This window comes from Streptomyces sp. NPDC029044 (genome assembly GCF_040637495.1).
Classification (GTDB): domain Bacteria; phylum Actinomycetota; class Actinomycetes; order Streptomycetales; family Streptomycetaceae; genus Streptomyces.
Genome location: NZ_JBEZWN010000024.1, coordinates 19,161 through 41,424, shown reverse-complemented (window position 1 = coordinate 41,424; position 22,264 = coordinate 19,161). Strand labels below are relative to the sequence as shown.

The following is a 22,264-nucleotide window of genomic DNA, read 5'->3' as shown; positions in this document are numbered from 1 at the left end:
CTTCGGCGTCTCCTACTCGTCGTCGCCCGGTTTGACCGGGTCGAACGGGTCGCCGCCGTCGCCCGGCGGTGTCGTCTGCGGGGTCGTGGGCGGGGTGAAGCTGGGCGGGTTCGTCGACGGGGTGGCCGGCGGGGACGACGAGGGCTTCTCCGTCGTCGGCGGCGGGGACGACGACGGCTCCTCGGTCGTCGGCTCCTGCGAGGGCTCCTTGGTCGGCTCCTGCGTGGGCGTCGGCGTCCACGTCGGCTGGACGGCCGCGCCCTGCTGGGTCTCCAGGTCGAACTTGCTGACGTCGCCCATCACACCGAAGGTGTACGCCGCCCAGATCTGCGCCGGGAAGCCACCGCCGTTGATCCGGGGTTCGCCGCCCGCCTTGTACATCGGAACCTGGGCGTGGGTCTTGGGGTCCTCGCCGAACAGGCCCACCGAGGTGACCAGGTTGGGCGTGTAGCCGGTGAACCAGGCCGACTTGTTGTTGTCGGACGTACCGGTCTTGCCCGCGACCTGCTGTCCGTCGCGCCGGGGGTTGTTGCGCACGGACTCCTGGGCGGTGCCGTCGTCGACCACGCCGGTCAGCACCGAGGTGACGGAGTCGGCGGCCTCGCGGCTGATGACCTGTTCACCGATCGGGTCGGGCATGGGGACCGTCCGGTTCAGGTGCTCGGCCGACTTCACCAGGGCCGGGGTGACCTTCTTGCCGTGGTTGTCGAGCGTCGCGTAGACGCCGGCCATCTGCAGGGGGCTCGCGCCCATGCTGCCCAGCGTCTGAGCGGGCACGGCCTCCATGTTCTTGGTGTCCATGCCGAGCTTGCCGGCGACGTCGACCACCTCGGACATGCCGACGTCGACGCCCATCTGCGCGAAGACGGAGTTGACGGACTTGTTCATCGCCGTCTGGACGGAGATCGGGCCGTAGTTTTGGTCGTCCTCGTTCTCGGGGGCGAAGCCGACCTTGGTGCCGTCCTCCACGACCGGGCGCTTGCTCGTGCCGTCGTAGACGGTGCTCGCGGTGATCGGTTTGCCGTCCTGGGTCTTCGCCTCCCCCTCCAGGGCCGCGGCCAGGATGACCGGCTTGAAGGTGGAGGCCGGCTGGTAGTCGGCGCGGGTGGCGTTGTTCATGTAGTGCTTGAAGTAGTCCTCGCCGCCGTACATCGCGACCACGGCGCCCGTCTTCGGGTTCACGGACGCGGCACCGGCCTGGACGTCCCCGTCGACCTTGCGCTTGTCGGGGTCGAGTTTGCTGGTCAGCTGCTGTTTGACGGACTTCTCCAGCGCCGCCTGCTTCTTCTTGTCGATGTTCAGCGTGAGGGTCCAGCCGCCGGCGTTGACCATAGCCTCGGCTTCCTTGGCGCTGTCGGCGGTGCCCTCGGCGACGAGCTGCTTCTCCAGTGCCGCGTTGGCCGCGTTGACCAGGTAGCCCTTCTGGCCCTCCATGCCGGGGGCGGGCTTGGGCTCCTCGGGCTCCGGGAACTTCATGCCGGCCCGCTTCGACGCGCTCAGCCAGCCCTCGTCGACCATGTTGTCCAGGACGTAGTTCCAGCGCGCCTTCACGAGCTTCTTACCGTTCTCCGAGGCGACGGCCCAGTCGTACTGGCTCGGGGCCTGGAGGAGCGCGGCGAGGTAGGCGCCCTGCGCGACGCTGAGCTTCTCGGCGTCCTTGCGGTAGTAGGCCTGGGCGGCGGCCTGGATGCCGTAGGCGTTGCGGCCGTAGTAGCTGGTGTTGATGTAGCCGGCGAGGATGTAGTCCTTGGACTTCTCCCGGTCCAGCTTCAACGAGATGACCATTTCCTTCAGCTTGCGGGAAACGGTCTGTTCCTGCGTCAGGTAGTAGTTCTTGACGTACTGCTGAGTGATCGTCGAACCGCCCTGCGCACCCCGTCCGGACACGGTGTTGAGCAGGCCGCGGGCGGTGCCCTTGAGGTCGACGCCGGCGTCCTTGTAGAAGGTCTTGTTCTCGGCGGCGACGAAGGTCAGCCGCACTCCCTTGGGGACCCGGGAGAGGTCGACGTTCTCACGGTTGACCTTGCCGTCCCGGGCCATGATCGAGCCGTCGCTGTACTTGTAGATGTTGCTCTGGCGCTTGGCGTCGGCGTTCCCCTCGGGGATGTCGATCACCATGTACAGCACGATGAAGGCGCCCATGCCCAGCAGGCACAGGCCGAGGAAGGTGCCGAGGATCTTCTTCCAGGTGAAGAGCCTGCGTATGCCGCTCTTCCCTGCCGTGGCCGATGAACGGCGGCTCTTGGGTGCCGCCCGGCGCCCACCGCGCTGTCTGGCGCGTCTCTCTTCCGCTCGCCCCATGGGTCCGATCCGCTCCGCTTCGTTCATGTGTGCTCACGCGTCACACAGGTTCGCCGCTCAGGTCAGCTCAGAAAGCTAACACCGGGAGATAAGAGATAGGGCTGCCGATCCGGCCCTTTGCGGACGTGACAATCAGCACCCATCCCAACGGAACCGACGTACGAGACACCCGAAGGGTTGCCAGGACGTGAAAAAGTGATATCACTTAGCTAGACGGAAGCTATGCAGGAGTGGCTTCGACGGAAGAAAGGGGGACCACCCATGTCCACACACGACACGCAGGTCACGGCCGACGTGCCCGAGATGCCGGCGCCACGCGTGCGGGAGTTCACCGCCCACAGCATCGGCGGCGGGCTGGCCCTGCTGCTCGGCCTGCTCGGACTGCTGGCCGGCGCGGGACTGATCGCCCTCGCCCCCTCGGTGGACGCGGGCGGCGCGAAGGCCGGGCTGATCATCGGCGGCATCCTGGTCGCGCTCGCGGCGTTCCTCGCCATGTGCGGGCTGAACATGGTGGCGCCGGGTGAGGCCCGGGTCGTCCAGCTCTTCGGCCGCTACCGCGGCACGATCCGGCAGGACGGCCTGCGCTGGGTGAACCCCTTCACCTCCCGCACGAAGATCTCGACGCGCGTACGCAACCACGAGACCGCCGTCCTGAAGGTCAACGACGCCTACGGCAACCCCATCGAACTCGCCGCGGTCGTCGTGTGGCGCGTCGAGGACACCGCCCAGGCCACCTTCGAGGTCGACGACTACATCGAGTTCGTCTCCACCCAGACCGAGGCGGCCGTGCGGCACATCGCCATCGAGTACCCCTACGACGCACACGAGGAGGACGGTCTCTCGCTGCGCGGCAACGCCGAGGAGATCACCGAGAAGCTCGCGGTCGAGCTGCACGCGCGCGTGGAGGCGGCCGGGGTGCAGATCATCGAGTCCCGCTTCACGCACCTCGCGTACGCACCCGAGATCGCCTCGGCGATGCTCCAGCGGCAGCAGGCCGGAGCGGTGGTCGCGGCGCGGCGGCAGATCGTGGACGGCGCGGTGGGCATGGTGGAGGCGGCGATCGCCCGGATCACCGAGCGCGACATCGTGGAGCTGGACTCCGAACGGAAGGCGGCGATGGTCTCCAACCTGATGGTGGTGCTGTGCGGCGACCGGGCCGCGCAGCCGGTCCTCAACACCGGGTCCCTCTACCAGTGACGGTCCCTCCCGAAGGCCAGGGCCCGCAGCGCCGGCCGCAGCAGCAGCGCAAGCAGGTGCTGCTGCGGCTGGACCCGGCGGTGTACGAGGCGCTCGCGCGGTGGGCCGGGGACGAGCTGCGGTCGGCCAACGCGCAGATCGAGTTCCTGTTGCGGAAGGCGCTGGCCGAGGCGGGGCGGCTGCCGCGGGAGACCGGGCCGCTGCCCCGGCGGGGGCGTCCGCCGGGGAGCTCCGCCTCCGACCCCCCGCCGGGCTGAACACCCGGGCGCCCGCGGCTGTTACAGAAGCGTGACAACACGCTCCGACCTGCGCGGCCACACCCCACGCCAGGGACTGCACACTCGGCGTATACATGACGCGTATACACCCCGTGTACAGTCCTGGCATGTCCATCGGTCACACTCTCCTGGGACTCCTGGAGTCCGGCCCGCGTCACGGTTACGACCTGAAACGGGCCTTCGACGAGAAGTTCGGTCACGACCGGCCGCTCCACTACGGCCAGGTCTACTCGACGATGTCCCGCCTGCTGAAGAACGGGCTCGTCGAGGTCGACGGCATCGAGGCGGGCGACGGGCCCGAGCGCAAGCGGTACGCGATCACCGAGGCCGGCGTCACGGACGTCGCACGCTGGCTCGCCACGCCCGAGAAGCCGGAGCCGTACCTCCAGTCGACCCTCTACACGAAGGTCGTCCTCGCACTGCTCACCCACCGTGACGCCGGGGACATCCTCGACACGCAGCGCTCGGAGCACCTGCGCAGCATGCGGATCCTCACCGACCGCAAGCGCAAGGGCGACCTGGCCGACCAGCTCATCTGCGACCACGCCCTGTTCCACCTGGAGGCGGACCTGCGCTGGCTGGAGCTGGCCGCGGCCCGTCTGGACAAGCTCCGTGAGGCGGTGACCCGGTGACGATTCCCGCTGGTTCGCTCCTCACCGCCCAGGACCTGCGCAAGGTCTACGGTCCGACGACCGCCCTCGACGGGGCCGGGTTCTCCATCCACCCGGGCGAGGTCGTCGCCGTGATGGGCCCGTCCGGGTCGGGCAAGTCGACCCTGTTGCACTGCCTGGCCGGGATCGTCATGCCCGACTCGGGCTCGATCACGTACAACGGGCGCGAGGTGACCGCGATGAGCGACGCCGAGCGCAGTGCGCTGCGGCGCTCCGAGTTCGGGTTCGTGTTCCAGTTCGGGCAGCTCGTACCGGAACTCACCTGCGTGGAGAACGTCGCGCTGCCGCTGCGGCTGAACGGCTCGTCCCGCAAGGAGGCCGAGCGGACCGCGCTGGCGTGGATGGAACGGCTGGAGGTCGACGACCTCCGCAAGAAGCGGCCCGGCGAGGTCTCCGGCGGTCAGGGACAGCGGGTCGCCGTGGCCCGCTCGCTGGTGACGAACCCGCGGGTGGTCTTCGCCGACGAGCCGACCGGCGCACTCGACTCGTTCAACGGCGAGCGCGTGATGGAGCTGCTCACGGACGCGGCACGGTCGGCCAGCACGGCCGTGGTGCTCGTCACCCACGAGGCGCGGGTGGCCGCGTACTCCGACCGCGAGATCGTCGTGCGGGACGGCAAGTCCCGTGACATGGAGCGCGTCGTATGAGCGTCAGGCAGTGGAGCCGGGACCTGGGTATGGGGGCCCGGTTCGCCCTCGCCGGCGGGCGCGAGGGGTGGACCCGGGCGCTGCTCACGGCCGTCGGCGTCGGGCTCGGTGTGGCGCTGCTGCTGCTCACCACCGCCATCCCGGGCGCGCTGGCGGAACGGGACCGGCGTGAGGAGGCGCGCAGCGACCACACCTTCGGCCAGCAGGAGATACCGAAGGCCGACGACACCCTGATCGTCGTCGACGCGGACACCATCTTCCGGGACCGGGACGTGCGCGGGCGCATGCTGGAGCCCGAAGGTCCGAAGGCTCCGCTGCCCCCGGGAGTGTCGGCGTTCCCGGCGGAGGGCGAGATGGTCGTCTCCCCCGCGCTGAAGGAGCTGCTCGCCTCCGACGACGGCAAGCTGCTGCGCGAGCGGCTGCCTTACCGGATCACGGGCACCATCGGCGAGCAGGGACTCGTCGGCTCCCAGGAACTCGCCTACTTCGCAGGCGGCAAGGGCCTCGCGGAACGGCTGGAGGGCTCGGCCAGCGGGGCCCGGATCGACAGCTTCGGCAACCCGGACCTCAGGTCGTCCGACCCGTGGGACCCGGTGCTGCTCCTGCTGGTCCTGGTCGTCTTCGTGGTGCTGCTCATGCCGGTGGCCGTGTTCATCGCCGCGGCCGTGCGGTTCGGCGGCGAGCGGCGCGACCGCAGGCTCGCGGCGCTGCGGCTGGTCGGCTCCGACAGCCGGATGACCCGGCGGATCGCCGCCGGGGAGGCGCTCGCCGGTTCCGTGCTGGGGCTCGTCCTCGGCACCGGGTTCTTCCTCCTCGGCCGGCAACTGGCGGCGTCCGTAGAGGTGTTCCGCGTCAGCGTGTTCCCGAGCTATCTGAACCCCTCTCCCCTGCTGGCCGTGCTGGTCGCGCTGGCGGTGCCGGCGGCCGCGGTCCTGGTGACGATCCTCGCGCTGCGGGGCGTGGTCATCGAGCCCCTCGGCGTGGTGCGCACGGCCAGGCCCGCGCGGCGCCGGCTGTGGTGGCGGCTACTGCTGCCGCTGGGCGGGCTGGCACTGCTCTTCCCGATGATCGGGCAGGGCGACGACAGCGGGAACTTCAACCAGTACCTCGTCGTCGGCGGCGTGATGCTGCTCCTGATCGGTGTCACGGCGCTGCTGCCCTGGGTCGTGGAGACGGTCGTCGCCCGGCTCGGCTCGGGCGGGGTCGCCTGGCAACTGGCCGTGCGCCGACTCCAGTTGAGCAGCGGTGTGGCGGCCCGCATGGTCAACGGCATCGCGGTGGCGGTGGCCGGGGCGATCGCGCTTCAGATGCTGTTCGCCGGGGTGGAGGGCAACTACACCAGGGCGTCGCAGTACGACGTCTCCCGGGCCCAGATGAGCGTGGACGTGCCGGACGGCAGCGACGCCGCCCCGGTCGCCGCGCAATACCGCGACACCGAGGGCGTACGCAAGGTCACCGTCCTGTCGGACTTCCATCTCGGCGACCGGCGCGAGGCGGACGCCCTCATCCAGATCACCGTGGCCGACTGTGCGTCGCTGCGTGAAGTCGCCACGCTTCCCGACTGCCGCGACGGGGACCTGTTCGCGGCCAAGGGCTCGGAGTACGACGGCGACAGTGAGCGCCTGGCCGTGCCCGGCACGCCCCTGTGGGCCGAATCGGAGGAATCCGGCCGCGCCGGCGACCGTACGGTCTCCTGGACCGTTCCGCGGGGCATCCGTCAGGCCGAGTCCCGCGAGGACCCCACCGGGTACGAGCGCGGCGGCATCCTGATCACCCCCGGCGCGCTGCCCGGGAAGCTCAAGGCGCTCATCTCCACGCGGCTCTTCCTGAGCGTGGACCCGTCGGTGCCGGACGCCTACGACCACGTGCGCAACACGGCCGCGCGGCTCGACCCGACGTCCCAGCCGATGACCTGGCACAGCATCGAGAGCAACGACCGCTACGCCGCCATCCGCACCGGCCTGTCCGTAGGAGCCGCGTGTGTGCTGGCCCTGATCGGGGCGAGCCTGCTGGTCTCGCAGCTGGAGCAGTTGCGTGAACGCCGCAAGCTGCTGTCGTCCCTGGTCGCCTTCGGCACCCGGCGCCGCACCCTGGGCCTGTCGGTGCTGTGGCAGACGGCGATCCCGATCGGTCTCGGTCTGCTGCTCGCCGCGACGGTGGGCATGGCCCTGGGCGCGGTCCTGCTGCGGATGACCAACACCTCGGTCCGGGTGGACTGGCCGAGCGTGCTGTCGATGACCGGCATCGGGGCGGGCATCGTCCTCGTGGTGACGCTGCTCAGCCTGCCGCCGCTGCTGAAACTGATGCGGCCGGACGGGCTGCGGACGGAGTAGCTCCTCGTACGGGCGTCAGGCGTCCCGGTCGACGACCCGTACGGGCAGCGGCCGTAGCGCCTGACGCAGGGCGGCTGCCAGCTCCTCGTACTCCCCGCCGCGTGCGGCCCCCGCCCGCATCGCCAGCGCGACCCGGCGGGTGGGGGCCGGGTCGGCGAAGTACCCGGTGAGGAGCTGGTTGCTGCGGGAGGTCTCGACCTTGAGGGCGGTGCGCGGCAGCAGGGTGACGCCGAGCCCGCCCGCGACGAGCTGCACCAGCGTGGACAGTCCGGCGGCGGTCGTGGTGACCGGCACGTCGTCGCGGCCGGCCTCCCGGCAGATGTCGAGGGCCTGGTCGCGCAGGCAGTGGCCCTCGTCCAGCAGGAGCAGGTTCAGCTTGCGCAGAGCCTGACGCGGGATGCCCTCCCGGCCGCCGAGCCAGTGATCGAGCGGGGTGACGAGCACGAAGTCCTCGTCGAACAAGGGCAGTTCGGTCACGCCGGGCACACCCAGGGGCACGGCGAGCAGCAGGAGGTCGAGCCGGCCGCCGGCCAGGCCGTCGAGCAGGCTGGCGGTCTGCTCCTCGTGCACCTGGAGGTCGAGGTGCGGGTACCGCTCGTGCACGAGGCGCAGCACCGTCGGCAGCAGATAGGGCGCGACCGTCGGGATCACCCCGAGCCGCAGCACCCCGGTGAAGGGCGCCCGGACCGCCTCGGCCTCCTCCATGAGCGCTCCCACCTCCCCCAGAACCGCCCTGGCCCGTACGGCGATCCGCTCACCCTCGGGTGAGAGCAGCACCTTGCGCGTCGTACGCTCCAGGAGCGTCACTCCGAGTGTCTCCTCCAGGGCCGACACGGCTCCCGAGAGGGCGGGCTGGCTCATGCCGATCGCCGCGGCCGCGTCCCGGAAATGAAGGTGCTCGGCGACCGCCGCGAAGGCCCTGAGCTGGGCGAGGCTCGGCTGCCTGCGCTTATTACCGACCGTCACTGATAACTACCTCCGATCAACTCGACCGAGTGTAGCTATTTCCGTAATCAATCGAGCCTGTGCCAACATCAACACAGTCCAACCCATGGGAAACCCCCGCGATCCGGGAGTTTCTTCGCTGCAAGGAGTGTGTGTGCTCACCGTCGGTGACAAGTTCCCCGAGTTCGACCTGACCGCCTGCGTCTCGCTGGAGAAGGGCAAGGAGTTCCAGCAGATCAACCACAAGACCTACGAGGGTCAGTGGAAGGTCATCTTCGCGTGGCCCAAGGACTTCACCTTCGTGTGCCCGACCGAGATCGCCGCCTTCGGCAAGCTGAACGAGGAGTTCGCGGACCGCGACGCGCAGGTCCTAGGCTTCTCCGGCGACTCCGAGTTCGTCCACCACGCCTGGCGCAAGGACCACGACGACCTGCGCGACCTGCCGTTCCCGATGATGGCCGACTCCAAGCACGAGCTGATGCGCGACCTCGGCATCGAGGGCGAGGACGGCTTCGCCAAGCGCGCGGTGTTCATCGTGGACCAGAACAACGAGATCCAGTTCTCGATGGTGACCGCGGGCTCGGTCGGCCGTAACCCGAAGGAGGTCCTCCGGGTCCTGGACGCGCTCCAGACGGACGAGCTGTGCCCCTGCAACTGGTCGAAGGGCGACGAGACCCTCGACCCGGTCGCGCTGCTCTCCGGGGAGTGATCCGACATGTCGCTTGATGCCCTGAAGTCCGCCATACCGGACTACGCCAAGGACCTGAAGCTCAACCTGGGCTCGGTCATCGGCAACTCCGACCTGCCGGCCCAGCAGCTGTGGGGCACAGTCCTGTCGACGGCGATCGCCTCGCGCTCCCCGATCGTGCTGCGCGAGCTGGAGCCGGAAGCGAAGGCGAACCTGTCGCCGGAGGCGTACACGGCCGCCAAGGCCGCGGCCGCGGTGATGGCGATGAACAACGTCTTCTACCGCACCCGTCACCTCCTGTCGGACCACGAGTACGGCACCCTGCGCGCCGGCCTGCGGATGAACGTCATCGGCAACCCGGGCGTCGACAAGGTCGACTTCGAGCTGTGGTCCTTCGCCGTCTCGGCCATCAACGGCTGCGGCATGTGCCTGGACTCGCACGAGCAGGTGCTGCGCAAGGCGGGCCTGGACCGCGAGGTCGTTCAGGAGGCGTTCAAGATCGCCTCCGTGATCCAGGCGGTCGGCGTCACGCTGGACGCCGAGGCGGTCCTGGCCGGGTAACCCCCGGCCGCACGCCTCACGGAACAGGGCCCCGCCCACCTGACCGGTGGACGGGGCCCTTTCGGTGTCCCGGGCTCCTGGACTACTCCGGGGCGGGGGGCGTCTGCGGGGTCGGCTCCGCGCTCACCGCCGTGGCCCCGCGCGGCCGCACGGAGTGCCGGAGCGCCGACTTCTGCGAGTACGACCGCAGATACCCGGCGACCGTGTTCGTCACCGCCACCAGCGGCACGGCTACCACCGCGCCGCCGATCCCGGCCACCATTCCGCCGCACGCCACCGCCAGCACCACCGCCAGCGGATGCACCCGCACGGCCCGCCCCAGGATGAACGGCTGGAGGATGTGGCCCTCGATCTGCTGCACCGCGAGCACCACCACCAGCGTCATGACGGCCGTGAACACCCCTTGGGTGACCAGCGCGACGACCACCGCCAGCGCCCCGGACACCACCGCGCCCACCAGCGGGATGAAGGCGAACAGGAAGATGAACACCGCCAGCGGGACGGCCATCGGCACATCGAGGAAGTAGATGCCGAGACCGATGAAGATCGCGTCGATCAGCGCGACGATCACCGTGCCCCGCACGTACGCCGTCAGCGTCCGCCACGCCGCCGGCCCGGCCCCGGCCACCCCGGGCCGCGCCGCCGCCGGCACCAGTTTCAGCGTCCACTCCCAGATCCGCTTGCCGTCGTAGAGCAGGAACAGCGTGCAGAAGACCGACAGCAGGATGCCGGTGAGCGCCTCGACGACGACCGTCACGCCCTCCAGGCCGGCGGAGGTGATCTGGTCGGTGTTCGCCCCGACCGCCTCGCGCAGGTTCGTGGCGATCTCGTTGATCTGCTTGTCCGTGACGTGGAAGGGGCTGTTCAGCAGCCAGTTCCGCAACTCGTCGATGCCGTCCTGGATCTGGCCCGAGAGGTCGTCGATGTTCTCCATGACCTGCCAGGTCACGAACCAGCCGATGAGGCCGATGACGACGAAGCCGAACATCGCCGTCAGCGCCGTCGCCGGCCCGCGGGGCACGCCGTGGCGTCGCAACCGGGCCACCGTCGGTTGCAGGATCGCCGTGATGAGCAGCGCGATGACGAACGAGAGCACCACGAGCTGGACGGCGCTGATGACCCGCATCAGCACCCAGAGGGTGCCCGCGAGGACGAGGAGCCGCCAGCCGGCCTCGGCCGCGACGCGTACCCCCCAGGGCACGGCCAGCGCGGGATCGGGGCGGGCTGCGACGTCGGGGGCGTAGTCCGGGGGCGGCGGCACGTGGTCACCGGCGAGCGTCCCGGGCTCGGGGTCGTCCTGCTCCCGTTCGGCCTCGGCGCGGCGTTCGTTGTACCGCTCGCTCATCTCGGTCAGCCCGGCACCGAGCCGGCCGAGCCACCCTGGCACTCGCGACATGATCCGTCCTTTTCCCCCGTCTTGGCGCACCACTCCCCCCGGGGAGCCGTCCGTCCGACCGTACATGGCGCGAGCCCCGCACCGGACGACGGTGCGGGGCTCGCGCGAAGGACGGGTTCGGCCGTGGGCCGACCGGCTCAGTACCAGTTGTTGGCCTGCCAGAACGACCAGGCCTCACAGGGGCTGCCGTAGCGGTCGTTCATGTAGTTCAGGCCCCACTTGATCTGGGTGGCCGGGTTGGTCCGCCAGTCGGCGCCGACGGACGACATCTTGGAACCGGGCAGCGCCTGGAACATGCCGTAGGCCCCCGAGGAGGGGTTGACCGCCTTGTAGTTCCAGTCGGACTCGTGGTCCACGATGTTGCTGAAGCACTGGAACTGACCGGAGGGCACGATCTGCCGTGCCATCGCCTGGAGCTGCGCGATGCTGTAGGAGGTCGCGACGGGGAAGTCGGAGATGTCCTTGGAGCGGCTGGCGGCGGCTTCCTTGGCCTCCGCGCGCTCCTTGGCCGCTGCCTCGGCAGCCTTCTTCGCGGCTTCCTTCTTGGCGATGGCCGTCTCGGCGGCGGCCTTGCGGGCGGCCTCCTCGGCGTCCTTCTTCGCGCTCGCGTCCGCCTGGATGGCCTGTGCGTCGGCCTGCTGCGTCAGCGACGCGGTCTGTACCTGGGCCTGCTGGCCCGCGGGGATGTCCGCGAGCAGAGTCGCGCCGCTTGCCGTCGCTTCGGCGTCGTTGTTCTGCGCGGTGCTGCCCGAGGCAACGCCGACGACGCTTCCGACAGCGGTGACCGCCGTGGCCGAAGCCACTGCGAATCCCCGGACCGAGATCCGGCTCACACGGTTTCCTTCCAGCATCGCCCGCTTCGGTGACCCTCGCGGACGCAATCGTGCCCCTGGCACTGGCCTCCCCAACTGCGGGGTCACGGGAGGCGCGGGCCCGGTGGGCAACTCCCCCGAGGGGAGCGCCGCGTGTTGCTCGGGCGGCATACGACATCGCTATGCAGTTGATGCTGATGCTTTTGTGGTGCCATACCGCTGGGGGTACAGGTGTGTCGTATGCGGGGCCTGACAGGAGTGAGACTCTGCCGTAACCGGACGGGGCAAGGCAATTCCGAGTTGCGTGTGAAAGCTCACATCCCGTTTGACGCAGGAAATTCCACGGAACGGCCACACGCGAAGGCGCCGCCCGGCTAGGCTCTTGGCCTTTTCCGGACGGCGCCAACTATCGCATAACCGCCACTGTTTGGCGGGGTGCGGTCAGATGTGCCCATCTTCGAGCATTTCGGTCACAAGGGCTGCGATCTGGGACCTCTCGGACCGCGTCAGGGTCACGTGCGCGAAGAGCGGATGCCCCTTCAGCTTCTCCACGACGGCGACGACACCGTCGTACCGGCCGACCCTGAGGTTGTCCCGCTGGGCCACGTCATGGGTGAGAACCACCCGTGAATTGGCCCCGATCCGGGACAGAACGGTAAGAAGTACGTTCCGTTCCAGCGACTGGGCCTCGTCCACGATCACGAACGCGTCGTGCAGCGAGCGGCCGCGGATGTGGGTGAGCGGCAGGACCTCCAGCATCCCGCGCGCGGTGACCTCCTCGATGACCTCGCGGGAGGTGACCGCCGACAGCGTGTCGAACACCGCCTGTGCCCAGGGGCTCATCTTCTCGGCCTCGGAACCAGGCAGGTAGCCCAGCTCCTGCCCGCCCACCGCGTACAGCGGACGGAAGACCATCACCTTCTGGTGCTGACGGCGCTCCAGGACCGCCTCCAGTCCCGCGCACAGCGCCAGCGCCGACTTGCCGGTGCCGGCCCGGCCGCCCATCGACACGATTCCCACGTCCGGGTCGAGCAGCAGGTCGAGCGCGATGCGCTGCTCGGCGCTGCGGCCCTTGATGCCGAACGCCTCACGATCGCCGCGCACGACCCGGATGTTGCCCTCGGGGGTGACCCGCCCGAGTGCCTTGCCGCGCTCCGACTGGATCATCAGGCCCGTGTGGACCGGCAGCTCGGCGGCCTCGGGGACGTAGACGTGCCCCTCCTCGAAGAGGATGTCCACCTGTTCGCCGGGCAGGGTCAGTTCGGACATTCCGGTCCAGCCGGAGGAGTCCGTGATGGCGAGTTCCGCGCGGTACTCCTCGGCGAGGAGTCCGACGGAGGACGCCTTGATCCTGAGCGGGAGGTCCTTGGACACGACGGTGACGTCGAACCCCTCGGCCTGGAGGTTGCGGGCGACCGCGAGGATGCGGGAGTCGTTGTCCCCCAGGCGGTAGCCGCTGGGCAGCACGCTGGGGTCCGAGTGGTTGAGCTCGACACGGACGGTCCCGCCCAGATCCCCGATCGGGATGGGGGCGTCGAGGCGACCGTGCCGCACCCGGAACTCGTCGAGCAGGCGCAGGGCCTGCCGGGCGAAGTAGCCGAGTTCGGGATGGTGCCGCTTGGCCTCCAGCTCCGTGACCACGACGATGGGGAGCACGACCTCGTGCTCATCGAAGCGGTTCAGGGCGTTCGGGTCGGCCAGCAGGACGCTGGTGTCGAGAACATAGGTGCGCCGGTCGGGCTTGTGGCGCTTTGTGCTGGTCACCACGGAAGGACGTACCCCCTCGGATGAGGTCGGGGAGCGACGGTATGGAGCTGGACCGGTCGTCGGCCGCCCTGCGCGGGCCGAGAACCGGCCCTCCGCCTCTTCGTCCGTGCTGTGACCGCACGATCGGGCTGGTGCAAAGGGCCTCCCGGGCGGACGGCCCCGTGCCGTCCGCTGAGATCCGACACCCGTGGTTCGGGCGTCGACCTGTCTGGGTTATGCCCTCGAACGAGCGTCGCCATGCCACGGCATATGACGGCGAGCCGGTGAACTCCGTGTTACACGCGTCTTCAAGGGGGTACCGGGAGGTGTCGTGACGTGGGACGTCCTGCGTCCGCGGGGCCCGGCAGCGGTACGTCAGCCGCCGTAGCGCCGGTGGCGGACGGCGTAGTCGCGCATGGCGCGCAGGAAGTCGACCTTGCGGAACGCCGGCCAGAACACGTCACAGAAGTAGTACTCGGAGTGGGCGGTCTGCCAGAGCATGAATCCGGACAGCCGCTGCTCTCCGCTGGTGCGGATCACCAGGTCGGGGTCGGGCTGGTCGCTGGTGTAGAGGTGACGCCCGATCATGTCGGTGTCGACGGCGTCGGCCAGCTCCTCCATGGAGGTGCCCCGGTCCTTGGCGTCGAGCAGCATCGAGCGGACGGCGTCGGCGATCTCCTGCCGGCCGCCGTATCCGATGGCGACGTTGACCACTATGCCGTCGACGTGCGCGGTGGTCTCCTCGGCCTCCTTGAGGACCGTCTGCATACCCGAGGGCAGCAGGTCGGGCGTGCCCACGTGGTGCACGCGCCAGCGGCCGTCGGCGGCCAGGGTGCGCACCACGTCCTCGATGATGCCGAGCAGGGGAACGAGTTCCTCCTGCGGCCGGTCGAAGTTGTCCGTGGAGAGCAGCCAGAGCGTGACGACCTCGACATCGGTCTCGGTGCACCAGCCGAGGAACTCCTCGATCTTCCCGGCACCGGCCCGATGGCCGTCGACGGTGCTGGATCCGGCGGCCTTCGCCCAGCGCCGGTTGCCGTCCATGATGACGCCGATGTGCTTGGGCACCTGAGCGTGGTCCAGGTGACCTTCCACCCGGCGTGCGTACAGCCTGACCAGCAGGCCGCGCAGCTTGTCGCGCAGGTTCACGTGATCGTCAGCCCCTCCGTAAGGATCGGACAGGCCGCGGTGTGCGGCCCGGTCGTGGCCGCGGGCGGTCCCTGCCCGTGTGGCAGTCCCCGGGGGCGAAGCCTACCCCCGCTGCGGCGGTGGGCCGCCAACCGGGGCGGAACGAAAGGTTCCGGCCGGTGGTTCGAGCCGCCCGGCGGACCCAAGAAAAACGGGCCGGTCCGTGGGGGGGAGACGGACCGGCCCGAGGGGGGGTTTCCACCATAACCCTTCGTAAGTGATGCTGCGTGCATCGGCGTGCCACAACTACTCTCCGGAGCCGTCCGGCGACGCGGCGATGACCGTGGAGGCCGTCGTTCAGGGCTCGCTTGTGGCCGAAACAGGGCGCATACGCAGGGGAATCGGGCGCCACGGGGCAGGATCCGGAGGATGTGCCGCACCTTGGGGTCCACTCGGGTGACATGTCCCGGCATCCCCCCGACGGGTGACCCGGCCACCAACGTCCGCTTGACCCGGGTCGTGCCCGCGCCGCCGCCGATTCACCGCTTTGCCGTCACGACATCGCCGCCGCGCAAGACCCGGCGGGAGGCCCGGCACCGCGCAGCCCCCTCCACTGCGCGGTACCGCCCGCGCAGCTTTGCTCACGCGAATTGCCTGGCTCCGAATCTACGCGAGTGGATGCATGGAGGCGAGCCACGGGCGATAACGATGTGAAAACCCTCGGCGGAAGATGCGCAAGTGCATTGAGCGACAGAGGGGACCCACGCCCGGCGCGCCCCGGACGGCGTAGAGGACAGAAACTGACCTCATTGCCGTCTAGCGTCGCGCCATGACGACGATCGTGAGCATCACGTGGGACGCGGCGAGCGCACGCCGGGCGGAGCGGCAGTTCCTGGCCACGCCGGCCGGGACCGGCACGCCGCTCGCCGAGGTGGCCAGCGCGATGCTGGGCGTGCACGCCCAGGTGCTCTCCGCGGCCGAGCTGTCGGTGGGGATGCGGGCGGGAGGGGTGACACGGGCGGACGTACGGTCCGCGCTCTGGGACGACCGGTCCCTGGTCAAGACGTACGGCCCGCGCGGCACGGTCCACCTCCTCCCGGCCCGTGAACTGCCTCTCTTCTCCGCCGCGTTGACTGCGGTGCCGACGGGCCCGAGCCCGTTCCCGCCCGATGTGCGGCTCACCGGGGAGCAGGCCGCCCAGGTGGTGACGGCCATCGGCGAAGCGCTCGACGGCAGGTTCCTGACCCTCGACGAGCTGTCCGAGGAGGTCGTCGCCCGCACGGGGCCCTGGGCCGGTGACCGCGTGATGCCGGCGTTCCAGGAGCTGTGGCCGCGCTGGCGCCAGGTGATGCACCGGGCCGGCTGGGCGGGCACGCTGTGCTTCGGCCCCAACCGTGGCCGCAAGGCGACGTACACGCGCCCCGCGTGGAGGGATCAGGAGGGGAGGGATCAGGAGGGTAGGGAACAGGAGGGGAGCGGCGGGGAGGGCGCCACGTTGTCCGCGTTCGTCGACCGCTACCTGCGCGCGTACGGCCCGGCGACCCCGGCCCACTTCGCACGGTGGCTGGCGGCGCCGCCCGGCTGGGCCACGGCCCTGTTCGGCGAACTGGCCGCGGCGGGCCGCATCGAGGAGGTCCGCTTCGAGGGAGCAGCGGCGTGGGTGGCGGCGGGCGACACCGACTTCCCGGACGGCCCGGCGCGGGGTGTTCGCCTGCTCCCCTACTTCGACGCGTACGTCGTCGCCGGGCAGCCCCGCGAGCGGTTGTTCCCCGGGGCGGCGTACCAGCGCGCCCTCGGCGGCGGCCAGGCGGGCAACTACCCGGTGCTGCTCGTCGACGGTGTGGTGGCGGGGGTGTGGCACCAGCGGCGCCGGGGCCGTCGTACGACCGTCACGGTCGAGCCGCTCGTCCCGCTGACGGCACGGCAGGAACGGGAGCTGGGCGAGCAGGTGGAGCGGGTGGGTGAGGTGCTGGAGGCCGCGCCCGAACTGGTGGTGGGAGAGGTGACGGTGGGCCCGCACGCGTGATCACGGGCCCCGGGGTGCGTCAGCCCGGCTTGCGCGCGTCGAAGAGGTGGCGGGTGCTGTGGGCGACGAAGGGGCCCTCGGCCCGGATTCGCTCGTGCAGCTCCCGCAGCCGTGGCTCGTACGCCTCGACGGTGAAGCCCGGGACCATCCAGACCACCTTGCGCAGGAAGTGCACGACCGCGCCGATGTCGCGGAACTCCACGCGCAGCCGCTCCGCCCGCAATGCGACGACGTCGAGCCCGGCGGCCTCGGCGTCGGCGCGCTCACGGTCGGGGTGGCGGGCACTGCGCACGCCGTCCGGCTGGGGTCCGAGGAAGTACTCGACGAGTTCGAAGACGCTGCTCGGGCCGATGTGCTGGGCGAAGTACGTCCCGCCGGGCCGGAGGACGCGGGCGATCTCCTCCCAGTGCGGACGGACGGGATGACGGCTGACGACCAGGTCGAAGGCGCCGTCGGCGAAGGGCAGCGGGTCGTCCTCGGCAGCGGCGACGACGGCGACGCCCCGCGGACGGAGCAGAGCGGTCGCCTTCGCGACGTTGGGGGGCCAGCCTTCGGTGGCGACGGTGAGCAGGGGCGGCTCCGGGGCGGTGGTGCCGGTCTCGGCGGCGGACTCGGTGGCGGGCCTGTCCGTGGCCTCCTCGGCGACCCGGGAGAGGGCGAAGTCCAGCACCTCGCCGCCCCCGGTCTGCACGTCGAGCACGGCACTCGCCCTGCCCAGCCGCTCGGCCATCGAGACGGCGTATCCCCAGGAGGGGCGTGCCTCCGTCGCCCGCCCGTCGAACCAGGAGAAGTCCCAGCCGTCCGTGGGGACGGAGGCGCCTTCGGCCACGAGGTCCTCGAAGGTGGTGGGGCGTGGGGGCACGGGCTCGGGCAGGGACGTCACGCGGTGCTCCTTACGACAGGACGAATACGACGTGCTCGGTCTCACCGTGCCGTACGGTGCCGGTCCGCTGGAATCCGTGCTTCTCCAGCAGCCGTACGGAGCCGGTGTTCGCGCCGGCGGGGTCGGCATACAGCGGCCGGTTCCGTTCGCGCGCCAGGAACAGGGTCAGGGCGCGGCTGCCGATGCCGCGGCCCCAGTACGGGCGTCCGAGCCAGTAGCCGAGGAAGCGGCGGTCCCCCTCCCACCAGGCGACGACGCTGCCGGCGACCTCGGCGTCGACGGTCACGGCCTGCACGAAGACGGTGTCGTCACCCAGGACCCTGGTCTTCCAGTGCCGCAGGAACGCGTCGCGCGGCCGAGGCGTGAACCTCGACCGCCGAACGGCCTCGGGGTCGTGCTCGTACGCGAGGAGGAACTCCAGGTCGTCCTCCACGACATCGCGCAGACGCACGTCCCCGCTGTCCTTCCTCATGCCGTCGCTCATGCCGTCGCTCATGCCGTCGCTCATGCCCGGAGTGTGGCAGCCACCACTGACAGACGGGCCGTCAGGGAACCAGGGGCCGCACTTCCTCGGCGGCGAACCGCACGAACCCCTCCGGGTCGGGCTCGTCCGCCGTCGGCTGGAGTACGACGCTGTCGGCCCCGGCCTCGACCAGCCGCTCGACGGCCTTGGCGACGGCTCCGGCGTCCCCGGCGACCCCGAGGTCCGGAACAGCTTCGTCCCCCTCGGCGACGAGCTCCGCGCGCAGCCGGGCGGCGGCGTCGGGGCCGGTGGCGGTGAGGAGGTACACGACCAGACGGTGGGGCCCGGTCTCACGGCCGGCCGCGGCGCGCCCCTCCTCGACGAGCCGCCGCGCCGTGCGCACGCCCTCGGCGTTCGTGGAGGCGGTGAGGATGGTCCCGTCGGCGGCCTCCCCGGTGAGCCGCAGGGACCGCGGCCCTGTGGCCCCGGCCAGCACCCCGCCGTGCGGGCCCTCGGGCGGCCAGTCCAGGGCGACGTCGTCGAGCTTGACGTACCGCCCGTCGACGGTGACCCGCTCGCCGCTCAGCAGAGCCCTGAGCGCGAGGAGATGCTCCCGCAGCAGGGTGACCGGCGACTCGACCCGGGCGCCGACCTGCCCCATCCAGTCCTGCACGCCGTGCCCCACGCCGAGGACCGGGCGCCCCGGGAACATCCGGTGCAGCGAGGCGGCCTCCATGGCCGTGATGGCGACGTTCCGCAGGGGCACGGGCAGCAGCCCCACCCCGACCCGAATACGCTCGGTCCAGGCGAGGGCGGCTGCGGCGGTGGAGATCCCGCCCTCTCTGAAGCAGTCTTCCCAGAGCCAGAGCTCTTCGAGCCCGGCATCATCGGCCAGCCGTGCCACGGATCGGAGTCGCTCGGGGGCCAGTTGGGGGCGGAAGACTGCACCTAGTGAGGTCATGGTGCTGTTCTTACCCGGGCCGGGCCGCGACGGACAACGCAATTCACGTCGGCCGGGCGGGTGATCCCCTGCATGTGGTGGTCCCGCCCGGCCGGGCTCGGTCCTCGCTCAGCGGTTGACGGCCTGGATCTCCTGTACGGCCACGTCCTGTGTGGCGCCGAATGTGCCGTCGGGGAGGTCGCCGCCCGCGCCGCCGGAGCCGGTCCAGTCGATTTCCCAGGTGACGGTGGCCTGGAGGGGGTAGGTGCCGTCGCCGGAGGATCGCAGGTACCTCACTCCGCAGGGGGGCGTCCGGTCGGCCTTGCCCTTGGCGTAGGGCTCGCCGATGCGGTCGCCGTCGACTTCGCAGACGCCGGAGGCGGGGTAGGTCACGGCGTCCTTGGTGCCCGGTTCGATCCTGAGCGACTTGGGTCTCGCGGTCGCGGTCGCCGTAATGCCGATCACGGGCACGGACGCGGTGACGGAGACCGGCTTGAAGTCGGCGGCGTCCAGCCAGGCCCAGGTCGGCAGGTTGACCTTGGTCGCCGCGGCGGGTGCCAGGGTGACCTCGGTGCTGGGGACGCGGATCTCGGCGTAGGCCAGTTCGGCGAGGATCTCGGGCGTGACGGCGTTCTGGATGTCGGCGGGCGGCGGGTCGCCCTGGTCCACCCAGAAGGGCTCCTCCGTGCACGCGTCCCAGCCCGGGGGGAAGTCCTCGTCGACGAACGAGTCCCAGAAGTAGCCCTTGCCGGTCTTGTCCTTGTTGAAGTCCTTGTACGGCTTCCCGTTGACGTAACGGTCGCGCTGCTTCGCGTCCCACTCGTAGCCCGTCGAACCGGCCTCCCAGACCGGCTCCATGGTCTTCTGGAGCTGCTCCGGGGTGTACTTGGGGGCGTACCAGCAGGGGGGCGGGGTCCAGGACGTGGCGGAGGTGAGCGCGCCGGCGGAGCTGCCGCTGCCGTTCTTGGAACGGTCGAAGACGACGCCGCCCACGGTTACGGAGACGGTGCCGTCTTTGCCTGCGTTGGCCTGCTGGTTGGCGCCCTGGGTGTCGCCGCCCAGCGTGTCGTCAGCGGTCGCCACTCCAGGAAGGGCCAGGAGTGACCAGCACGTACCGGCTATGACCACCGCAGAGACCGTCCCCAACGAGCGTTTCATGGCTGGCACTTGGGGCTCCCACTCTGCGAAACGATCTTCTGGATCACCCAGACGCCGTTGTCGTTCTTCTTGAGCGACGTGTGGTAGATGACGTAGCTCTTGGCGGTGACCTCGGTCTTCTTGGCCTTGTCGGTCTTGAGGTCCTTCACATACGCCTTGCCCTGGTCTTCGCAGTAGCTCAGGGACCCGGTGCCGTCCTTGCCGACAGCAACCTGCGGAGCGTAGAAGCGGTACGCGCCGGTGATGGCCGCCTTGTGATCGACGTAGTTCTGTACGAACTTCTGCGTGCCGGCGGCGGCCTCGCCCTCGTAGTAGTAGAGGTACGGCTTGTCGAGCGCGTTCTGGTTGACGATCGCGAGGTCGACGGCCTTGATCGACTGCTCGCCGTCGGCCAGGATCGCGTCCTTCTCCTTGTCCCCGGTCTTGGGCCAGTCGAAGGTGTAGGAGAGGTCCGACGGCAGGTCGATCTTCGGTCGTTCGGCCGGCGTCGGGTCGGAAGTGGTCGGCGATGCCGAGGTCTCGCTTCCCGCGTCCGCTCCCGCGATCTTGTCGTTGTCCTTGCCCTTGGAGCTGTCGTCGCTCCCGCACGCGGACAGCGTCAGGGCCGCAGCGGCGGTCAGCGTGAGCGCTGCGAGGAGGGTGGGGCGGCGGTTCACGGTCGGCTCCCGGGAGGTGGCGAGGCTTCTCTTGAGCGAACCAAAGCTATACAGCGGGGTGCGGCCGCACCAGGGTGAAGGTTGTCAACTCGCGGGGTGTATGGGGAGAAATCGGCGATTCGCCGTCACTTTCAGGCCGTAACGGTTGCATAACGCGTCAGTAGTGGACCTCAACGGCCGTGCCGTCACGGGCGTTTCAGTCAGGAACGAGCAAAGGGGCTGTGTCCGTGGGCCCATGGCCCATGCGAAGGCCTGCCGATACGTTCGGGTCCGATAGCCAGCATGGGCAGGGGCGCGGTCGGAGGGGGTCCGGATGGGGCGGCGTTGGCGGGACGGGCGTGGGGAGCTGGTCGTGCGGGGGGATGGCGGAGGGCCGTCCGTCAGGGTGCCGCTGGAGATCGCCGCGTCCTATCGAGCCCGCACGAAGGGTCTGCTGGGGCGGGACTCGGTCGACGGGGCGATCCTGCTCTCCCCCGCCAACAGCGTGCACACCTTTCGTATGCGCATCCCCATCGACGTCGCCTACCTGGACCGCCACCTGCGGGTCATCGCCGTGCGGACCATGCGACCGGGCCGGCTCGGGATGCCTCGGCTGCGGTCCCGGCATGTGGTGGAGGCGGGGGCCGGGGTCATGGGCGGGTGGGGGATGCGGGAAGGGGCCCGGGTGGAGGTGGTCGTGCCGGCGGAGGGGCGTTAGGGCCTGACGTCAGGGTGCTTTGACATCGACCAGTCGTCGCGCAGCCTGATGTAGCCGCACAGCACGGGTGCGCTGGATAGAGTCGCCTATATGAGTACCGACTTGTCTGGATGGCTGGAATGCAGGCCGCGGCCTGGGCGCTTTGGCACTGAACACGCGCTGTGGGAGCCCTTCTCCGAACTCCGGTACCTGCATTGGGCCCGTGATTACATGTCGTGGTCAGCGCTCTTTGACGTCCGGAGTGTGGAGCCTGTCAGAGCTCTCTTCCCTGACCGCGGAGTCCCTGTGGATATGTCGGACGCGGTTCGAAGGGACGCGGACGATTTCGACGGCCACAGTCATTCGTGGTTCTCGTGGCGTGAACTGTCGGCTGTCGACTGGAACGCCTCCTGCACAGACGGCCCGTCCCGGCACTGGGTCCGCCGCTGGTCCCGTGCCCATGATGGGTCCCTCGTGCCCGGCGGTTTGGCCGCACTCCCGGATGAGCTGTACGACTCGGCCGCCGCCACGTTCGGAGAAGGCAACATCGCTCCCTCCCGGTGGCCCGCCGACGGAGAGCTCGTGCTCGGTGACGAGGTGTACCGGCCTGTCGTCCCTGCCTATCGCGACCTGGTACCGGCCGACGGACCGTGGCAACCCGTGTGGAACGTGATGGGCACGCTGGCCGGACTCCATGGTGAGGACAACGTCCGCCTCGTCGTCTGGTTCGGCGGCTGAGCGGAAACCTGGAGGGCATCT

General features: G+C 70.0%; 21 protein-coding genes. 10 read left to right on the top strand and 11 right to left on the bottom strand.

The window, feature by feature from the left end; genetic code table 11:
• Window positions 1-12: 12 nt before the first annotated feature.
• Complete coding sequence (locus tag AB0E85_RS20445; protein ID WP_361928949.1) at window positions 13-2,301, bottom strand: transglycosylase domain-containing protein; 2,289 nt, start codon at window positions 2,299-2,301, stop codon at window positions 13-15.
• Between the two features lie 261 nt (window positions 2,302-2,562).
• Between AB0E85_RS20445 and AB0E85_RS20440 the strand changes: the two genes are divergently transcribed.
• The 5 genes from AB0E85_RS20440 (at window position 2,563) to AB0E85_RS20420 (ending at window position 7,427) form a co-directional block, all read left to right on the top strand.
• Entirely contained in the window at window positions 2,563-3,498 is a 936-nt protein-coding gene (locus AB0E85_RS20440) for an SPFH domain-containing protein (protein ID WP_361928946.1), read from the top strand.
• Window positions 3,495-3,755 carry a hypothetical protein gene (locus AB0E85_RS20435; protein WP_361928943.1) on the top strand — a complete coding sequence of 87 codons (261 nt, stop codon included), beginning with the start codon at window positions 3,495-3,497 and terminating at the stop codon, window positions 3,753-3,755. Before AB0E85_RS20440 ends, AB0E85_RS20435 begins: the two co-directional genes overlap by 4 nt.
• Window positions 3,756-3,883: 128 nt before the next feature.
• Window positions 3,884-4,408 carry a PadR family transcriptional regulator gene (locus AB0E85_RS20430; RefSeq protein ID WP_033311201.1) on the top strand — a complete coding sequence of 175 codons (525 nt, stop codon included), beginning with the start codon at window positions 3,884-3,886 and terminating at the stop codon, window positions 4,406-4,408.
• Window positions 4,405-5,094 (top strand): ABC transporter ATP-binding protein, encoded by a 690-nt coding sequence (locus tag AB0E85_RS20425; RefSeq protein WP_062928847.1) that lies wholly within the window; start codon window positions 4,405-4,407, stop codon window positions 5,092-5,094. Before AB0E85_RS20430 ends, AB0E85_RS20425 begins: the two co-directional genes overlap by 4 nt.
• Entirely contained in the window at window positions 5,091-7,427 is a 2,337-nt protein-coding gene (locus AB0E85_RS20420) for an FtsX-like permease family protein (RefSeq protein ID WP_361928940.1), read from the top strand. The genes AB0E85_RS20425 and AB0E85_RS20420 overlap by 4 nt, the downstream gene beginning before the upstream one ends.
• 15 nt (window positions 7,428-7,442) lie before the next feature.
• Here AB0E85_RS20420 and AB0E85_RS20415 read toward each other — a convergent pair whose 3' ends face one another.
• On the bottom strand, window positions 7,443-8,393 hold the full coding sequence (locus AB0E85_RS20415; RefSeq protein ID WP_361928937.1) for a LysR substrate-binding domain-containing protein: 951 nt from the start codon (window positions 8,391-8,393) through the stop codon (window positions 7,443-7,445).
• Between the two features lie 133 nt (window positions 8,394-8,526).
• Between AB0E85_RS20415 and AB0E85_RS20410 the strand changes: the two genes are divergently transcribed.
• Window positions 8,527-9,081, top strand: coding sequence for a peroxiredoxin (locus tag AB0E85_RS20410; RefSeq protein WP_031132607.1), 555 nt, complete (start codon window positions 8,527-8,529; stop codon window positions 9,079-9,081).
• A gap of 6 nt (window positions 9,082-9,087) precedes the next feature.
• Window positions 9,088-9,621 carry an alkyl hydroperoxide reductase gene (locus tag AB0E85_RS20405; RefSeq protein WP_030842655.1) on the top strand — a complete coding sequence of 178 codons (534 nt, stop codon included), beginning with the start codon at window positions 9,088-9,090 and terminating at the stop codon, window positions 9,619-9,621.
• Between the two features lie 82 nt (window positions 9,622-9,703).
• Here AB0E85_RS20405 and AB0E85_RS20400 read toward each other — a convergent pair whose 3' ends face one another.
• From AB0E85_RS20400 to AB0E85_RS20385, 4 genes are all read right to left on the bottom strand, one after another.
• Entirely contained in the window at window positions 9,704-11,017 is a 1,314-nt protein-coding gene (locus AB0E85_RS20400; protein ID WP_361928933.1) for an AI-2E family transporter, read from the bottom strand.
• A gap of 137 nt (window positions 11,018-11,154) precedes the next feature.
• Window positions 11,155-11,868, bottom strand: coding sequence for a transglycosylase SLT domain-containing protein (locus AB0E85_RS20395; RefSeq protein WP_361928931.1), 714 nt, complete (start codon window positions 11,866-11,868; stop codon window positions 11,155-11,157).
• 402 nt (window positions 11,869-12,270) lie between these two features.
• Window positions 12,271-13,596 (bottom strand): PhoH family protein, encoded by a 1,326-nt coding sequence (locus AB0E85_RS20390; RefSeq protein ID WP_062928844.1) that lies wholly within the window; start codon window positions 13,594-13,596, stop codon window positions 12,271-12,273.
• A 354-nt stretch (window positions 13,597-13,950) separates the two neighbouring features.
• On the bottom strand, window positions 13,951-14,724 hold the full coding sequence (locus AB0E85_RS20385) for an isoprenyl transferase (protein ID WP_107455663.1): 774 nt from the start codon (window positions 14,722-14,724) through the stop codon (window positions 13,951-13,953).
• An 808-nt stretch (window positions 14,725-15,532) separates the two neighbouring features.
• On the opposite strand from AB0E85_RS20385, the gene AB0E85_RS20380 reads away from it, so the two are divergent.
• The gene (locus AB0E85_RS20380) at window positions 15,533-16,729 is read left to right on the top strand and encodes a winged helix DNA-binding domain-containing protein (protein ID WP_361928927.1); all 1,197 of its coding nucleotides are present in this window, start codon (window positions 15,533-15,535) and stop codon (window positions 16,727-16,729) included.
• A 19-nt stretch (window positions 16,730-16,748) separates the two neighbouring features.
• Here AB0E85_RS20380 and AB0E85_RS20375 read toward each other — a convergent pair whose 3' ends face one another.
• The 5 genes from AB0E85_RS20375 to AB0E85_RS20355 form a co-directional block, all read right to left on the bottom strand.
• Window positions 16,749-17,612: a class I SAM-dependent methyltransferase gene (locus AB0E85_RS20375; protein ID WP_361928926.1), complete on the bottom strand. Its 864-nt coding sequence runs from the start codon at window positions 17,610-17,612 to the stop codon at window positions 16,749-16,751.
• Window positions 17,613-17,622: 10 nt separating this feature from the next.
• Window positions 17,623-18,120: a GNAT family protein gene (locus AB0E85_RS20370; RefSeq protein ID WP_361928923.1), complete on the bottom strand. Its 498-nt coding sequence runs from the start codon at window positions 18,118-18,120 to the stop codon at window positions 17,623-17,625.
• Between the two features lie 37 nt (window positions 18,121-18,157).
• Complete coding sequence (locus tag AB0E85_RS20365) at window positions 18,158-19,036, bottom strand: LLM class flavin-dependent oxidoreductase (protein ID WP_361928920.1); 879 nt, start codon at window positions 19,034-19,036, stop codon at window positions 18,158-18,160.
• Window positions 19,037-19,144: 108 nt separating this feature from the next.
• Entirely contained in the window at window positions 19,145-20,098 is a 954-nt protein-coding gene (locus tag AB0E85_RS20360) for a hypothetical protein (RefSeq protein WP_361928918.1), read from the bottom strand.
• A 71-nt stretch (window positions 20,099-20,169) separates the two neighbouring features.
• Window positions 20,170-20,829 (bottom strand): hypothetical protein, encoded by a 660-nt coding sequence (locus AB0E85_RS20355; RefSeq protein ID WP_361928916.1) that lies wholly within the window; start codon window positions 20,827-20,829, stop codon window positions 20,170-20,172.
• Between the two features lie 313 nt (window positions 20,830-21,142).
• Here AB0E85_RS20355 and AB0E85_RS20350 point away from each other — a divergent pair, with 313 nt between their 5' ends.
• Both AB0E85_RS20350 and AB0E85_RS20345 read left to right on the top strand, forming a co-directional pair.
• Complete coding sequence (locus AB0E85_RS20350; protein WP_361928913.1) at window positions 21,143-21,526, top strand: DUF192 domain-containing protein; 384 nt, start codon at window positions 21,143-21,145, stop codon at window positions 21,524-21,526.
• 453 nt (window positions 21,527-21,979) lie between these two features.
• The gene (locus AB0E85_RS20345) at window positions 21,980-22,243 is read left to right on the top strand and encodes a hypothetical protein (RefSeq protein WP_361928910.1); all 264 of its coding nucleotides are present in this window, start codon (window positions 21,980-21,982) and stop codon (window positions 22,241-22,243) included.
• The last annotated feature ends 21 nt before the right edge of the window (window positions 22,244-22,264 follow it).

Excerpts from the sequence above, each read along its gene's own strand:
- AB0E85_RS20395 (WP_361928931.1), bottom strand. The coding sequence starts at position 11,868 with ATGCTGGAAGGAAACCGTGTGAGCCGGATCTCGGTCCGGGGATTCGCA.
- AB0E85_RS20350 (WP_361928913.1), top strand. The coding sequence starts at position 21,143 with ATGGGGCGGCGTTGGCGGGACGGGCGTGGGGAGCTGGTCGTGCGGGGG.
- AB0E85_RS20400 (WP_361928933.1), bottom strand. The coding sequence starts at position 11,017 with ATGTCGCGAGTGCCAGGGTGGCTCGGCCGGCTCGGTGCCGGGCTGACC.
- AB0E85_RS20365 (WP_361928920.1), bottom strand. The coding sequence starts at position 19,036 with ATGACCTCACTAGGTGCAGTCTTCCGCCCCCAACTGGCCCCCGAGCGA.
- AB0E85_RS20430 (WP_033311201.1), top strand. The coding sequence starts at position 3,884 with ATGTCCATCGGTCACACTCTCCTGGGACTCCTGGAGTCCGGCCCGCGT.
- AB0E85_RS20445 (WP_361928949.1), bottom strand. The coding sequence starts at position 2,301 with ATGGGGCGAGCGGAAGAGAGACGCGCCAGACAGCGCGGTGGGCGCCGG.
- AB0E85_RS20405 (WP_030842655.1), top strand. The coding sequence starts at position 9,088 with ATGTCGCTTGATGCCCTGAAGTCCGCCATACCGGACTACGCCAAGGAC.
- AB0E85_RS20370 (WP_361928923.1), bottom strand. The coding sequence starts at position 18,120 with ATGAGCGACGGCATGAGCGACGGCATGAGCGACGGCATGAGGAAGGAC.
- AB0E85_RS20420 (WP_361928940.1), top strand. The coding sequence starts at position 5,091 with ATGAGCGTCAGGCAGTGGAGCCGGGACCTGGGTATGGGGGCCCGGTTC.
- AB0E85_RS20380 (WP_361928927.1), top strand. The coding sequence starts at position 15,533 with ATGACGACGATCGTGAGCATCACGTGGGACGCGGCGAGCGCACGCCGG.
- AB0E85_RS20440 (WP_361928946.1), top strand. The coding sequence starts at position 2,563 with ATGTCCACACACGACACGCAGGTCACGGCCGACGTGCCCGAGATGCCG.